Genomic DNA, 13992 nt, shown 5'->3' on the forward strand with positions numbered 1-13992 from the left:
CATGACCCTGAGCATCCGACAGCCCTTCGCGGCAGCCGACCTGACGGAGTGGCAGCGCGCGCTGCGCGCCCAGTTCCCGATCATCACCGGGCATCCGGACCTGGCCTACCTGGACAGCGCGGCCACCGCGCAGAAGCCGCAGGCCGTCCTCGACGCCGTGCACACCTATCTCACGACCACCAACGCCAACGCGGGGCGCGGCACCTATCCGTGGGCCAACCGGACCACGGCCCTGGTCGAGGAGACCCGCGACCGGGTCGGGCGGTTCCTGGACGACCCGGCGCCGGAGCGGTCGGCCGTGCACTTCACCAGCGGGGCCACCGAGGGGCTGCGCGCCGTCGCCCGGGACTGGCTGCCGCGGTTCCTCGCCGACGGGGACGAGATCGTCGTGCCCGTCGCCGACCACCAGGCCAACATCACCCCCTGGCTGGAGGCCCAGGAGCTGCTGGCCCGGCAGGGCGTCCGGGTCGAGGTGCGGCCGATGCCCTACCAGCGGTCCTCCGGCGACTACGACCACACCGGGCTCGCGGAACTGGCCGGGCCGCGCACCCGGTTCGTCGCCGTCACCCACGTCCACCACGTCTACGGCGGCGACATGAACGTGCACCGTATCCGTGAGGCGGTCGGCCCGGACGCGGTGATCTGCCTGGACGCCGCGCAGAGCGTGGGCCATCTGCCGGTGTCCGTGACCGCGCTGGACGTCGACTTCGTCGTCTTCTCCGGGCACAAGGCCATGGCCCTGCCCGGCTCCGGGGCCGTCTGGGCCCGCCAGGCGCGCGGGCCGCAGTTCGCCCCCGGCGGCTGGGCGGGCACCCCCAACACCGTCGGCATCGCCTCGCTGGCCGCCGCGCTGGACTGGCTGGACGGCGCCGGCACCGACCGGATCGAACGGTGGACGGTCGCCCTGGCGGCCCGGCTCACCGAGGGGCTGCGCCACCTCGACGCCTACGAGATCCTCGGCTGTCAGACCAGCCTGGCCGCGCACTCGACCGTGCAGCGGCGGCGCGGGATCGTCAGCTTCCGGCACCGTGACATCCCCTCGGGGGACCTCGGTTTCGTGCTGTTCAGCCATGGCTTCATGGTCCGCTCCGACCAGCACTGCCAGGGCGCGGCCGGGGAGCGGACCGGCTCGGTGCGGGTGAGTGCGCACGTGCACAACACCCCCGAGGAGATCGACCGGTTGCTGTCCGTCCTCGCGACGCTGGGGTGACGGAGGGCTCTTCCCGGGGCTCTTCCGGAAAAGGAGAATGGGAACCGTTTCCACCTGTAGGGTCGGGTGGGACGGGACAGCGAGGGCGAGACGGCAAGGTGGCACGACCGGATGGGGCTGAGTCTGGCTACGGCGGAGCGATGGGTGGAGCGCTGGGAACGCCAGCAGCAGCGGTACGCCGTCGACCGTGAGGAGCGTTTCACCGTGATCGCCGATGTCGTCGAGCACGGCGTCGCGGGCCGCCCGGCCCGGCCGCTCGTCATCGACCTCGGCTGCGGCCCCGGCTCGCTCGCGGCCCGTCTGGCCCAGCGGCTGCCGAACGCGGACATCGTGGCCGTCGACCGGGATCCGCTGCTGCTGGAGCTGGCCCGCACCCATCACGCGGACGCGGCCCGCTATGTCGACGCGGAGATCGGCGCGGCGGGCTGGACGGCGGCGCTGGGCCTGGACCGCCCGCTGGACGCGGCCGTGTCGACGACCGCGCTGCACTACCTGGGCCCGGAGGAGCTGCGCCGCACCTACCGTGAGCTGGCGGCGCTGCTGCGGCCGGGGGGGGTACTCGTCAACGGCGACCACTTCCCGCAGGGCGCTCCCGCGCTGGCCGAGGTCGCGGAGTACGTCGGCCTTCGGCGGGCGCAACGGCAGCGGGCGCACGTCCACGAGGACTGGTCGGCCTGGTGGACGGCCGTCGGGGAGGATCCCGAACTGACCGACCTCCTCGCGGAACGCGCTCGCCGGCCGGCCGGGCTGGTCTCCTCCGCGCCCGTCCCTCTCGACACCCATCTGCGGCTGCTGCGGGAGGCGGGGTTCGGGCAGGTGGGCGTGGTCTGGCAGTACGGCGACAGCCATGTGGTCGTCGCGTTCCGCTAGGCGCTGTCCGCTGGGAGGTGGCGGGGGGGTTTCGGTTCGCCGAGGGTCTCGTGCGGCCGTGCGGGTGCGTCGTGGCTGGGCGCGCGGTTCCCCGCGCCCCCATCGGTGCTGGCGCCACCGAGGTCTTCGGGGTGGGCTCGGCGAAGGGCCGCACCCCCGTCTTCCGGGGATGCGGCCCTGCCGTACCGCTTGGTCGCTGACTACTTGCGGATCAGGCTGCGCAGCACGTACTGCATGATGCCGCCGTTGCGGTAGTAGTCGGCCTCACCGGGGGTGTCGATGCGGACGACCGCGTCGAACTCGACGCCGGTGTCGGTGGTGACCTTCACCGTGCGCGGGGTGCGGCCCTCGTTCAGCTCGGTGACGCCGGCGATCGAGAAGGTCTCCTCGCCGGTCAGGCCGAGGGACGCGGCGGAGGCGCCCTCCGGGAACTGGAGCGGCAGCACGCCCATGCCGATGAGGTTGGAGCGGTGGATGCGCTCGTACGACTCGGCGATGACGGCCTTCACGCCGAGCAGGGCCGTGCCCTTGGCCGCCCAGTCGCGGGACGAGCCGGAGCCGTACTCCTTGCCCGCGAGGACGACGAGCGGGATGCCCTGCTCGATGTAGTTGCGGGAGGCGTCGTAGATGAAGGAGACCGGGCCGCCGTCCTGCGTGAAGTCACGGGTGTAGCCGCCCTCGGTGCCCGGCGCGATCTGGTTGCGCAGGCGGATGTTGGCGAACGTACCGCGGATCATGACCTCGTGGTTGCCGCGGCGGGAGCCGTAGCTGTTGAAGTCGCGGCGCTCCACACCGTGCTCGGTGAGGTACTTGCCGGCCGGGGTGTCGGCCTTGATGGCGCCGGCCGGGGAGATGTGGTCGGTGGTGACCGAGTCGCCCAGCTTGGCCAGCACACGGGCGCCGGTGATGTCGGAGACCGGGGTGGTCTCCATCGTCATGCCCTCGAAGTACGGGGGCTTGCGGACGTAGGTCGACTCCGGGTCCCACTCGAAGGTGTTGCCGGTCGGGATCGGCAGGGCCTGCCACTGGGCGTCGCCCGCGAAGACGTCCTGGTAGGACTTGTTGAACATGTCCTCGCCGATGGCGTTGGCCACGACGTCGTTGACCTCGGCCTCGGAGGGCCAGATGTCCTTCAGGAAGACCGGGTTGCCGTCCTGGTCGGTGCCCAGGGCGTCCTTGGTGATGTCCACCTTCATGGAGCCCGCGAGGGCGTACGCGACGACCAGCGGCGGGGAGGCCAGGTAGTTCATCTTGACGTCGGGGTTGATACGGCCCTCGAAGTTCCGGTTGCCGGAGAGGACCGAGGTGACCGCGAGGTCGTGGTCGTTGACGGCCTTGGAGACCTCCTCCGGCAGCGGGCCGGAGTTGCCGATGCAGGTGGTGCAGCCGTAGCCGACGAGGTTGAAGCCGACCTTGTCGAGGTACGGGGTCAGGCCCGCCTTGTCGAAGTAGTCGGTGACGACCTTCGAACCCGGGGCGAGGGTGGTCTTGACCCACGGCTTGCGGGTCAGGCCCTTCTCCACGGCCTTCTTCGCCACGAGCGCGGCGGCGACCATGACGTACGGGTTGGACGTGTTGGTGCAGGAGGTGATGGCCGCGACGGTGACCGCGCCGTGGTCGATCTCGTACGTCGAGCCGTCGGGGGCGGTGACGGTGACCGGGTTGGACGGGGCGCCGTTCGGGGCGACGGCCGGGGCGTCGGAGGCCGGGAAGGACTCCTGGCCCGCCTCGTCCACGACGTCGACGTAGTTGCGGACGTCCAGCTTGAACTGCTCGGCGGCGTTCGCGAGGACGATGCGGTCCTGCGGGCGCTTCGGGCCGGCGATGGACGGGACGACCGTGGAGAGGTCCAGCTCGAGCTTCTCGGAGAAGTCCGGCTCGGCCTTCGGGTCCAGCCAGAGGCCCTGCTCCTTGGCGTACGCCTCGACGAGCGCGACCTGCTGCTCGCTGCGGCCGGTGAGCTTCAGGTAGTTGAGGGTCTCGTCGTCGATCGGGAAGATCGCGGCGGTGGAGCCGAACTCCGGCGACATGTTGCCGATGGTGGCGCGGTTGGCGAGGCTCGTCGCCGCCACGCCCTCGCCGTAGAACTCGACGAACTTGCCGACGACACCGTGCTTGCGCAGCATCTCGGTGATGGTGAGCACCAGGTCGGTGGCGGTGGTGCCGGGGGTGAGCTCACCGGTCAGCTTGAAGCCGACGACGCGCGGGATGAGCATGGAGACCGGCTGGCCGAGCATCGCGGCCTCGGCCTCGATGCCGCCGACGCCCCAGCCGAGGACGCCGAGGCCGTTGACCATGGTGGTGTGCGAGTCGGTGCCGACCAGGGTGTCGGGGTAGGCCTGGCCGCCCCGGACCATGATGGTGCGGGCCAGGTGCTCGATGTTCACCTGGTGGACGATGCCGGTGCCGGGCGGGACGACCTTGAACTCGTCGAACGCGGTCTGGCCCCAGCGCAGGAACTGGTAGCGCTCCTTGTTGCGGCCGTACTCCAGCTCGACGTTCTGCGCGAAGGCGTCGTTGGTGCCGAACTTGTCGGCGATGACGGAGTGGTCGATGACCAGCTCGGCCGGGGCCAGCGGGTTGATCTTCGCCGGGTCGCCGCCGAGCTCCTTGACGGCCTCACGCATGGTGGCGAGGTCGACGACACAGGGAACGCCGGTGAAGTCCTGCATGATCACGCGGGCCGGCGTGAACTGGATCTCCTGGGAGGGCTGGGCCTGCGAGTCCCAGTTGCCGAGGGCGCGGATGTGGTCGGCGGTGATGTTCGCGCCGTCCTCCGTGCGGAGCAGGTTCTCCAGCAGGACCTTGAGGCTGTACGGCAGCCGGGCCGAGCCCTCCACCTTGTCCAGCCGGAAGATCTCGTACGACTCGTCGCCCACCTGCAGCGTGCTGCGGGCGTCGAAGCTGTTCGCCGACACGACAGTCTCCTTCATTGATGTGCGCGTACCACCGCATCCTGCCGCCACGCGAGCTTGGCCGATCCGCTAAGGTAAGGCTAAGTTAGGTCACCCTTACTGCCAGACCGATGATGCGTGCGGCTGCGGTGCGCCTCGGCAGATATCTCGATGTCGAGATAACTCTAGTACATGGGGGCTGGTTGGTCATGCCTTGGGGCGGCCGAGCCGGGGTAGACGAGAGCGGACGAGGCACACGGGAAGCGCCGGCCGAACCGACGAAGGAGGCCCGATGCCCCTCACCTTCCGCAAGAGCTTCCGGATCCTGCCCGGCGTGCGGCTGAACATCAACCGGCGGTCGTGGTCCATCACGACCGGCGGCGCACACGGCCCGCGCCATACGCACAGCAGCACGGGGCGCCGTACGACATCGGTGGATTTGCCCGGACCTTTCGGATGGCGCCGCACACGCTCCGCCAAACGGCGCTGACACCGCGTCAAACCCGTTCACCTGAACGGACCCCCCAAGAGGCGACATCTCATATCTGAGATAACCTCAGCCTCATGGCAGACGACTACCTCGTACGCATCGGCAAGCTCATCCGTGACGCCCGGCAGCACCGGGGCTGGACACAGGCGCAGCTGGCCGAGGCGCTCGGAACCAGCCAGAGCGCCGTCAACCGGATCGAGCGGGGCAACCAGAACATCAGCCTTGAGATGATCGCTCGTATCGGTGAAGCCCTCGACAGTGAGATCGTCTCACTGGGCTACGCGGGGCCGATGCATCTGCGGGTGGTGGGCGGCCGGCGGCTGTCCGGCGCCATCGACGTCAAGACCAGCAAGAACGCCTGTGTGGCCCTGCTGTGCGCCACGCTGCTCAACCGGGGGCGCACGGTGCTGCGCCGCGTCGCCCGCATCGAGGAGGTCTACCGCCTCCTGGAGGTGCTGCACTCGATCGGCGTGCGCACCCGCTGGATCAACGACGGCGTCGACCTGGAGATCGTGCCGCCGGCCGAGCTGGACATGGCGGCGATCGACGCCGACGCCGCCGTCCGCACCCGCTCGATCATCATGTTCTTCGGCCCGCTGCTGCACCGCATGGACCACTTCAAGCTGCCTTACGCCGGCGGCTGCGACCTGGGCACGCGGACCATCGAACCGCACATGATCGCGCTGCGCCGGTTCGGGCTGGACATCGCGGCGACGGAGGGCCAGTACCACGCCCGGGTCGACCGTTCGGTCCGCCCGGACCGCCCGATCGTGCTGACCGAGCGCGGGGACACCGTCACCGAGAACGCGCTGCTGGCCGCCGCCCGGCACGACGGCGTCACCGTCATCCGCAACGCCTCCTCCAACTACATGGTCCAGGACCTGTGCTTCTTCCTGGAGGCGCTCGGTGTCCAGGTCGAGGGCATCGGCACCACCACGCTCACCGTGCACGGCGTGCCGGACATCGACGTCGACGTCGACTACTCCCCCTCCGAGGACCCGGTCGAGGCGATGAGCCTGCTGGCCGCCGCCGTCGTCACGGAGTCCGAGCTGACGGTACGCCGGGTGCCGATCGAGTTCCTGGAGATCGAGCTGGCCGTCCTGGAGGAGATGGGCCTCGACCACGACCGCACCCCCGAGTACGTCGCCGACAACGGCCGTACCCGGCTGGTGGACCTGACCGTGCGGCCGTCCAAGCTGGAGGCGCCGATCGACAAGATCCACCCGATGCCGTTCCCCGGCCTGAACATCGACAACGTGCCGTTCTTCGCGGCGATCGCGGCCGTCGCGCAGGGCAAGACCCTGATCCACGACTGGGTCTACGACAACCGCGCCATCTACCTGACGGACCTCAACCGCCTAGGCGGACGGCTCCAGCTGCTCGACCCGCACCGCGTCCTGGTCGAGGGCCCGACGCGCTGGCGCGCCGCCGAGATGATGTGCCCGCCCGCCCTGCGCCCCGCGGTGGTGGTACTGCTGGCGATGATGGCGGCGGAGGGCACGTCCGTGCTGCGCAACGTGTACGTCATCAACCGCGGCTACGAGGACCTGGCGGAGCGGCTCAACTCGATCGGGGCACAGATCGAGACGTTCCGGGACATCTGAGCGCCTTCAGGAACAACGCCGCTAAACCCCTCCTGACCTGCGTGTATGTAAGCCAGGAGGGGTTCTGCTTCGCCTGTGGGACTTCTCAGGGACTTTTGGGTCGAGGCCGTGCGCATCATGCCCCTTACCGCTCCCCCACCGTCATACTGGAGGCATGTCCTCCAGCCCACAGCACCCCGCACCCGATCCAAGCGGCCCCTCGGGGGCGGTCGCCGAGGATCTCGCGCTGTACCGGGAGAAGTTTTGGCGACGTCTGCCGGAGTCGCTGGACGAGCTGCATGGCCCGGCCCAAGGGGTCGTAGAGCTGCCGCTGCACATGGCCTGGTCGGGGATGACCTCGTACGACATGAGCAAGCCCCGTCAGCGCATGGGCCTGTACCGCACTGTCCTGCACGAGGGCCTGCACGACGATCTGCCCCAATTCCTCAACCGGGATCTTCTCCTCCAGATGTGGCCGGTGCTGCGCACACTCGTCGGCCGCACTGTGCGCACCGTCTGGGAGGACGCCTTCCCCCAGCTCGCCTCCCGCACCCGGGCGGCTGCGTGACGGACATGCCGGAGCTGCACACGCGGCTCCTGGCGGATGTGATCGCGCTCGGTTCCCCGTATCCATTGGTTCTCACCGGTGGTTACGCTGTGCGGGCACACCGCCTCGTAAACCGCCCCAGCCAGGACCTCGACGTCGCCACCGAGAATCCGGCACCCATGGCCGACATCGTGGCCACGCTCCGCGCTGGGCTGGAAGCCCGCGGCTGGAAGGTGCACGCGCTGGAGACTGCCCCGCTGTCCGCCCGCTTCACCGTGTCCGATCCGGCCACCGGGCAGGAATGCGAGGTCGACATCCTCAAGGAGATCTTCTGGCGGCCGGTCGCCCAGAGCCCGTACGGGCCCGTCCTCGCGGAGGAGGACGTGATCGGGACCAAGGTCCGCGCCCTTGCCGACCGCGGAGCGCCCCGCGACCTGATCGACGTGTTCGCAGCCTCCCGCCGCTGGGCCAACGCTGAGCTCGAGGAGTTCGGCCGACGTCATGCCCGCGGCCGCTTCGAGCGCGAGGATCTGCAATCGAACCTCGCGGGCGCCGAGTGGACCGATGACGAAGCCTTCGCCGCCTATGGGCTCAGTGACGCCACCATCACCGCTCTCCGCTCCTGGGCCGTGGAGTGGGCCGACGACCTCGCGGCCCGCCTCCTCGAAGAGGCCGATGATCCGGACATCGACTGATCACGTCCGGATGAGATCTCGTCTGGAAGCGATCAGAGCAAGAGCCGAGAAGCGAGTAGGTGGGACAGCGGTAGTTACGGGCTTCAAGCACGCCGGGCAGACCCTGGGGACGCCCCTCGCTCGTCCCGACACGCTCGGCCTCCATGGTTTCGGCCTGGAAGCCGGCGCGAGCAAGTCAGCGTGCCGTGCGCGCCATGCTGCAAGCACTGCGCCCCTGCCCGCCCCGTGGTCCACCGGCTCCCAGACGTCACGGGCCAGCTGGCCAATCTCGATCAGGGCATGGCGTTCTAACGGCCTGACCCGCGATTGAGATCAGGTTGTGCTGGCCTGGTGGTTCGGCTGGTGGTGATTCAGCAGGCCGTCGCGCTGAGGGGCACGAGTTCGGTGCTCGTCTTGCGCCGGGCGGCCCGCCGGGCTACTCGGTCGGAGACGAGCCCGGCGATAGCCCGGTGGGTGTCGCCGTAGTACTCGCGGCGTCCGGTGTATCGCTGGAGGGGACGCCACTGCCGGTGTTCTGCGTTGGCGTGCTCGACACAGATCCGGCGGGAGGACTGGCGGCGGCGCATTTCGCGCCATCCGTACCGCTCGCTCAGCGGCCCGTCGTCGAGGTCCTTCGGCTTCCTCTGCGGCGCGAAGATCTGGTCGGGAAACTCGTTGGCCAGGCCCCGGTAGCCCTCGTCGACCTCGGCTTTGACCGTCGGGCGTTGGCGGAGCTGCTCGGCGATGCCTTCGGTGCGCAGGGCGGTCTGGTCGTGCATCCGGCCGGGCCGCTCGGCTCCTGACCACAGGGTGCGGCCCTGGTGATCGCTGATCGTGGTCGTCTCGATGGTGTTCTGCCTGCGCTTGCCGGAGATGAAGGCACGCCTGCCGGGGCGGTTCGCCTGAGGGCGGCGGCATAGAGCCGAGAGAGTGGCTGCGGGCAGCGGGGCTTTCCTGGAACTTTCCTGGGACTTCCGGCTGCATCAACGGGCAAGAGCGTGAAACAACTCAAAGGCCATTACTGCAAGTCAGCGACCCGCGACCGCCCATTGCAGCAGGTCACGCGGCCCGCTGGTCTCCTCCGGGACATCTGACGCGACTCCGGATGGACGCCGCCGCATCCGTTTTTGGCCAGTACGAACACTGGTCGCGGTGGATGCGGCGGCTCTTCCGGCCGTGCCGCGCTCGGCTACACCTCCGAGGTGCCCGACACGAACCCCACGAAGGGCGCCCAGCCCTCGCGGCCCACGGCGAAGGGCGGGCGGGACACGTCCTTGGAGTCACGGACATGAACGGCGTGTTCGGCGATCGCGATCTCCACGCAGTCATCGCCCTGGCTGCCGCTGTAGCTGGACTTGAACCACGTGAGTTCCGTCGCACTGCCACTCATAGCTCTCCTCGGAGTCGCTCCAGCAAGGCCCGGGATTCGTCGGGGCTGAGGGCCTGTGAGCGCAGTGTTTCATAGCGTTGGCAGAGGACACTCACCTCTTTCGGGTCGGAGATCAACCGACCGTTCTCCTGCCCTTCGGAGTAGCAGAGCCGCTGTCCCGCGGGGGTCTCCAAGATCCGCACCGGCCCATCCAGGCACGGGTGCAACCCCGCCTCAAGCGGCACCACTTGAAGCGTCACATTGCGCGGAGCGGTGCGCTCAAGGACATGGTCGAACAGCTCGCGCATCGCCTCCGAGTCCCCGAACCGCCGCCGGAACACATGCTCCTCCACGATGAAGCTGAACGGCACGGTGGGCCGTTCCCACATCATCCGCTGGCGGTCCATCCGTGCGGCGAGGAGCGCCTCCAACTCCTCGTCGGTCCGCAGCGGGATCGTGCCCTCGAACACCGCCCGCGCATACGCCTCCGACTGCAACAACCCCGGCACCAGCCGGCACTCGTAGGTGCACAGACTCACCGCCTCCCGCTCCAGCCGCGCCCATCGCCGGAACCATGCCGCGAGTCCCGGCTCGCCCCGGGTGAGATGGCGCGCGCCCTTCCGCAGCGCCCCGGTGTTTCCGGTCGCCCCCTCCCCGCGCTCGACGAACGCCTCGTCCGGCATCCGACGGCCCAACTCCACCGACGCCACCGTGTGCTTGGAGTACCGCACGATGTCGGCGAACTCGCTCCGGCTGAGCCCCGCGTGCTCCCGTAGGGCCTGGACGACCGCGCCGAACGTACGCAGGCTGTCCGACGGATGGGGTTCGCGCTCCCACTCCCCCGTCGGAACCGCCTGGTCGGCCCCGCCCGTGGCCGCCTCCCCTTCGACGATGTCCATCCGCCGCCCCTCTCTCCAGCCGCTCGGGCCCGCACACGTTCAGCGCACAGCGTGGCTGGTGGGCCAGCGCACTGTCTACTCACTGTGCTCGTACGCTGACTCAGCGTACGCGGGTCGGGACGGGGCCAGCCGACTTTCCTACTTTTCCTATCGAATTACTAGGGAAGCCTTGACGGTGTCCGTGGCGGGTGCGCAGCATGTGCAACGGCAGTCTCTGCGGCCGACCTTGAGGAGAGGCACCTCCATGGGCACAGCCCCGGCCCCGTCCGCCCTCGTCCCCGAGTCCGACCGGACCGGGCCCGGCCGTGCGCACTGGCTGCGCGTGGCCCGTGAGACGGCGGACGACCTGGCCACGGACGCGGTGGCCCGGGAGCAGGCGGGCAAGGCGCCGTTCGACGAGGTGTCCCGGCTGCGCGAGGCGGGGCTGCTGACGCTGCTCGCGCCGGCCGAGGCCGGAGGGGGCGGCGCGGACTGGCCCACCGCCTACGCGGTGGTCCGGGAGATCGCCGCGGCCGACGGCGCGATCGGCCAACTGCTCGCCTGCCACTCCTTCGTGTCGTGGAGCGCGCGGTTCCTCTCCCGGCCGGCCGTCGCCGCTCAGCTGGAGCGTCGGTCCACGGCGGAGCGGTGGTGCTGGGGTGGCGGTCTCGCCCGGCAGGAGCCGCCGCTGACGCTCACCAGGACGGCCGGCGGTCACGCCCTCCACGGTCGGCAGAGCTACGTCACCGGGGTCCTGGTCGCCGACCGCGTCGCCGTGCGGGCCGTGCGGGCCGACTCGGGTGAACCGGTCGCCGTCGTCGTCGACCCCGCCCGTCGCGGCATACGGATCGACGACGACTGCGAGCCCTTCGGCCAGCGTCTCGCGGCCGGCGGCAGTGTGGAGTTCGACGCCGTACCGGTCGCCGCCGACGACGTGCTCGGCTCCCTGTCCGCGGACGAGGACGTCCTGTCGCCCCGGGCGGCTCTGGTGTCGCCGGTCGGGCGGCTGCTGTCCGTCCAGCTCCGCCTCGGCATGGCCGAGGGGGTGCTCGCCGAAGCCCGCGAGTACAGCAGGGCGGGCCAGTCGGCCTGGCATCCCGCCTGGCCGGTCGGCTCCCCGCAGGACCCGCACACCCTGACCGCCTACGGGGAACTCACGGTCCTCACCCGCTCCGCGTCCGCCCTCACCGACCAGGCGCTGCGAGCCGTGCACGACGGGCTGGAACGCGGCGAGGACCTCACCTACGACGAGTACGCCGAGACCTCCGTCCTCGTGGCCATGGCCGAGGCCGCCGCCTCCAGGGCCGCTCAGGAGTCCGCCGCCCGCGCCCTCGACATCATCGGCGCCCGCTCCGCCGCCGCACGGCTGGGCCTTGACCGCTTCTGGCGCAACGCCCGGGCCCACACCCTGTACGAGCCGGTCGCCCACCGGCTCCGCGACGTCGGCGACTACTTCCTCAACGGGGCGCACCCTCCGTTCGTCCTGCCCATCTGACCGCGCGCGGCGCCGTGTCACCTACGGCCCGGAGGACGTGCCGGGTGGCGGCGGCCGGTGACCGCCATGCGGGATAATGGGCGCATGCGGATCTCAGCCAGGGCGGACTACGCGGTACGTGCCGCGCTGCAGCTCGCCGCGTCAAGGGACGACGGGCCGCTGAAGGCCGAGGCCATCGCCGACGCACAGGACATCCCGCACAAGTTCCTCGAAGGCATCCTGAACGACATGCGTCGCGGTGGTCTCGTGCTCAGCCAGCGCGGCGGCAACGGCGGCTACCGGCTGGCCAGGCCCGCCGAGGAGATCAGCATCGCCGACGTCATCCGGGTCGTGGACGGGCCGCTGGTCTCGGTGCGCGGGGTCCGCCCCCCTGAGCTGTCCTACACCGGCCCCGCCGAGTCGCTGCTCCCCCTGTGGATCGCGCTGCGCTCCAACGTCCGCGAGATTCTTGAGGGTGTGTCACTCGCCGACGTGGCGGCCGCCCGGCTGCCTGCCGACGTGTCCGCGCTGACCGACGCCCCGAGCGCCTGGGTGAACCCCTGACACCGAGTCATCCCGAAAAGCGAGATGACCGCGTCCAGCATGTGAATGCCCTCTTGGGTGCGACGTCGCCTTCTGCCACGATCCCTAGGAATCCGGTAGGAAAACTAGGGATGCAGGGGGTGGAATGGACGTGCTCGACCGCGCAGGCCTTGTGCTGTCCCACCAGCACCTTCTGCCGCACTGGCCCCGCCGCCCCCAGCGGTCCCTGCTGACGTCGCGGCGCCACATCGATTTCGGCCACGCGTCGAGCGCCCTCTGTCGGTCCGTCTGACCCGTCGCGGAACCCGCTCCCACCCCGCCCGGGCGGACGGGAGCCCTTCCACCGACAGCGCCACCCGTGTCCCCCACGATCCACGGGCCCCACACCTCGCGTTCCCACACTGTCCGAACGCTTCCGGACACCCCGGATCCGCCGTATCCCGGATCCCCCCGCTCTCCTGCCCGTCTCCCCTTCGCCGAGAGGACACCTCCGTGTCTGCCGCAAGACCGCTCACCCTCCTGCGCACCATCGCCGTCATGACCGCGATCCCCCTCCTGCTGACCGCCTGCGGCTACGGTTCGAAGGCCAGTGACGACGACCAGCGGACCGAGGTCGCGGCGGACGCCAAGAAGCTCTCCGCCGACGAGGTGCGGATCGGCTACTTCCCCAACCTCACGCACGCCACCGCCCTGGTGGGCGTCCAGGAGGGCCTGCTGCAGAAGGAGCTCGGCGGCACCACGATCAAGGCCTCGACCTTCAACGCCGGCCCCTCGGAGATCGAGGCGCTGAACGCCGATTCCATCGACATCGGCTGGATCGGTCCGTCGCCGGCGATCAACGGCTACACGAAGGCGGGCGGCAAGAACCTGCGGATCATCGGCGGTTCGGCGTCCGGCGGGGTCAAGCTGGTGGTGAACCCCGCGAAGATCAAGACGTTGAAGGACGTCAAGGGCAAGCGGATCGCGACCCCGCAGCTGGGCAACACGCAGGACGTGGCGCTGCTCAACTGGATCTCGGAGCAGGGCTGGAAGGTCGACGCGGAGAGCGGCAAGGGTGATGTGTCGGTGATCCGTACCGACAACAAGGTCACCCCTGACGCCTACAAGTCGGGTTCGGTCGACGGCGCGTGGGTGCCGGAGCCGACGGCGTCGAAGCTGGTCGCCGAGGGTGCCAAGGTACTGCTGGACGAGGCCGACCTGTGGCCGGACAAGATGTTCGTGATCACGAACATCATCGTCCGGCAGGAGTTCCTCAAGGAGCACCCGGACGTCGTCGAGGCCGTGCTGCGCGGCTCGGTGAAGACCAACGCGTGGATCAACGCCAACCCGGACAAGGCGAAGGCGTCCGCCAACGCGGCCCTGAAGGAATTGTCGGGCAAGGCGCTGCCCGCCGAGATCCTCGACCCGGCGTGGAAGTCCATCACCTTCCTCGACGATCCGCTGGCCGCGACCCTCGACGC

13 protein-coding genes are annotated in these 13992 nt (G+C 69.9%); 9 read left to right on the forward strand and 4 right to left on the reverse strand.

From position 1 onward, the window contains the following. Position 1 precedes the first annotated feature (1 nt). Positions 2–1210, forward strand: coding sequence for an aminotransferase class V-fold PLP-dependent enzyme (locus ALMP_RS20940; protein WP_264930531.1), 1209 nt, complete (start codon positions 2–4; stop codon positions 1208–1210). Positions 1211–1321: 111 nt separating this feature from the next. Further along, the gene (locus ALMP_RS20945) at positions 1322–2080 is read left to right on the forward strand and encodes a trans-aconitate 2-methyltransferase (protein ID WP_264930533.1); all 759 of its coding nucleotides are present in this window, start codon (positions 1322–1324) and stop codon (positions 2078–2080) included. 200 nt (positions 2081–2280) lie between these two features. On the opposite strand, the gene acnA is transcribed toward ALMP_RS20945, so the two are convergent. Next, entirely contained in the window at positions 2281–4998 is a 2718-nt protein-coding gene (acnA, locus tag ALMP_RS20950) for an aconitate hydratase AcnA (RefSeq protein WP_309299508.1), read from the reverse strand. Between the two features lie 268 nt (positions 4999–5266). Here acnA and ALMP_RS20955 point away from each other — a divergent pair, with 268 nt between their 5' ends. The 4 genes from ALMP_RS20955 to ALMP_RS20970 all read left to right on the forward strand — a co-directional run bounded on the left by ALMP_RS20955 (position 5267) and on the right by ALMP_RS20970 (position 8289). Further along, the gene (locus tag ALMP_RS20955) at positions 5267–5464 is read left to right on the forward strand and encodes a DUF4236 domain-containing protein (protein ID WP_264930537.1); all 198 of its coding nucleotides are present in this window, start codon (positions 5267–5269) and stop codon (positions 5462–5464) included. Between the two features lie 74 nt (positions 5465–5538). After that, positions 5539–7068: a UDP-N-acetylglucosamine 1-carboxyvinyltransferase gene (locus ALMP_RS20960; protein WP_264930538.1), complete on the forward strand. Its 1530-nt coding sequence runs from the start codon at positions 5539–5541 to the stop codon at positions 7066–7068. A 154-nt stretch (positions 7069–7222) separates the two neighbouring features. Next, a complete protein-coding gene (locus tag ALMP_RS20965; protein ID WP_264930540.1) occupies positions 7223–7615 on the forward strand; it encodes a hypothetical protein in 393 nt (130 codons plus the stop codon). Positions 7616–7620: 5 nt separating this feature from the next. Beyond that, positions 7621–8289 carry a nucleotidyl transferase AbiEii/AbiGii toxin family protein gene (locus ALMP_RS20970; RefSeq protein ID WP_264930542.1) on the forward strand — a complete coding sequence of 223 codons (669 nt, stop codon included), beginning with the start codon at positions 7621–7623 and terminating at the stop codon, positions 8287–8289. 350 nt (positions 8290–8639) lie between these two features. On the opposite strand, the gene ALMP_RS20975 is transcribed toward ALMP_RS20970, so the two are convergent. The 3 genes from ALMP_RS20975 to ALMP_RS20985 all read right to left on the reverse strand — a co-directional run bounded on the left by ALMP_RS20975 (position 8640) and on the right by ALMP_RS20985 (position 10536). After that, positions 8640–9212: a transposase family protein gene (locus tag ALMP_RS20975; RefSeq protein WP_264930573.1), complete on the reverse strand. Its 573-nt coding sequence runs from the start codon at positions 9210–9212 to the stop codon at positions 8640–8642. A gap of 245 nt (positions 9213–9457) precedes the next feature. After that, positions 9458–9658: a DUF397 domain-containing protein gene (locus tag ALMP_RS20980; protein ID WP_264930544.1), complete on the reverse strand. Its 201-nt coding sequence runs from the start codon at positions 9656–9658 to the stop codon at positions 9458–9460. Next, the gene (locus ALMP_RS20985) at positions 9655–10536 is read right to left on the reverse strand and encodes a helix-turn-helix transcriptional regulator (protein ID WP_264930546.1); all 882 of its coding nucleotides are present in this window, start codon (positions 10534–10536) and stop codon (positions 9655–9657) included. The genes ALMP_RS20980 and ALMP_RS20985 overlap by 4 nt, the downstream gene beginning before the upstream one ends. 244 nt (positions 10537–10780) lie before the next feature. Here ALMP_RS20985 and ALMP_RS20990 point away from each other — a divergent pair, with 244 nt between their 5' ends. From ALMP_RS20990 to ALMP_RS21000, 3 genes are all read left to right on the forward strand, one after another. Further along, a complete protein-coding gene (locus ALMP_RS20990) occupies positions 10781–12010 on the forward strand; it encodes an acyl-CoA dehydrogenase family protein (RefSeq protein ID WP_264930548.1) in 1230 nt (409 codons plus the stop codon). Between the two features lie 84 nt (positions 12011–12094). Continuing rightward, positions 12095–12553, forward strand: a complete 459-nt coding sequence (locus ALMP_RS20995) for an Rrf2 family transcriptional regulator (protein ID WP_264930550.1) — start codon at positions 12095–12097, stop codon at positions 12551–12553. A 471-nt stretch (positions 12554–13024) separates the two neighbouring features. Further along, a partial coding sequence (locus ALMP_RS21000; protein ID WP_264930553.1) for an aliphatic sulfonate ABC transporter substrate-binding protein occupies positions 13025–13992 on the forward strand: 968 nt, incomplete at its 3' end.

Origin of the sequence: Streptomyces sp. A012304 (assembly GCF_026008495.1) — a bacterium.
Classification (GTDB): domain Bacteria; phylum Actinomycetota; class Actinomycetes; order Streptomycetales; family Streptomycetaceae; genus Streptomyces.

Coding starts and splice junctions, on each gene's coding strand:
- ALMP_RS20940 (WP_264930531.1), top strand. CDS start 2: ATGACCCTGAGCATCCGACAGCCCTTCGCGGCAGCCGACCTGACGGAG.
- ALMP_RS20945 (WP_264930533.1), top strand. CDS start 1,322: ATGGGGCTGAGTCTGGCTACGGCGGAGCGATGGGTGGAGCGCTGGGAA.
- ALMP_RS20955 (WP_264930537.1), top strand. CDS start 5,267: ATGCCCCTCACCTTCCGCAAGAGCTTCCGGATCCTGCCCGGCGTGCGG.
- ALMP_RS20960 (WP_264930538.1), top strand. CDS start 5,539: ATGGCAGACGACTACCTCGTACGCATCGGCAAGCTCATCCGTGACGCC.
- ALMP_RS20965 (WP_264930540.1), top strand. CDS start 7,223: ATGTCCTCCAGCCCACAGCACCCCGCACCCGATCCAAGCGGCCCCTCG.
- ALMP_RS20970 (WP_264930542.1), top strand. CDS start 7,621: ATGCCGGAGCTGCACACGCGGCTCCTGGCGGATGTGATCGCGCTCGGT.
- ALMP_RS20980 (WP_264930544.1), bottom strand. CDS start 9,658: ATGAGTGGCAGTGCGACGGAACTCACGTGGTTCAAGTCCAGCTACAGC.
- ALMP_RS20985 (WP_264930546.1), bottom strand. CDS start 10,536: ATGGACATCGTCGAAGGGGAGGCGGCCACGGGCGGGGCCGACCAGGCG.
- ALMP_RS20990 (WP_264930548.1), top strand. CDS start 10,781: ATGGGCACAGCCCCGGCCCCGTCCGCCCTCGTCCCCGAGTCCGACCGG.
- ALMP_RS20995 (WP_264930550.1), top strand. CDS start 12,095: ATGCGGATCTCAGCCAGGGCGGACTACGCGGTACGTGCCGCGCTGCAG.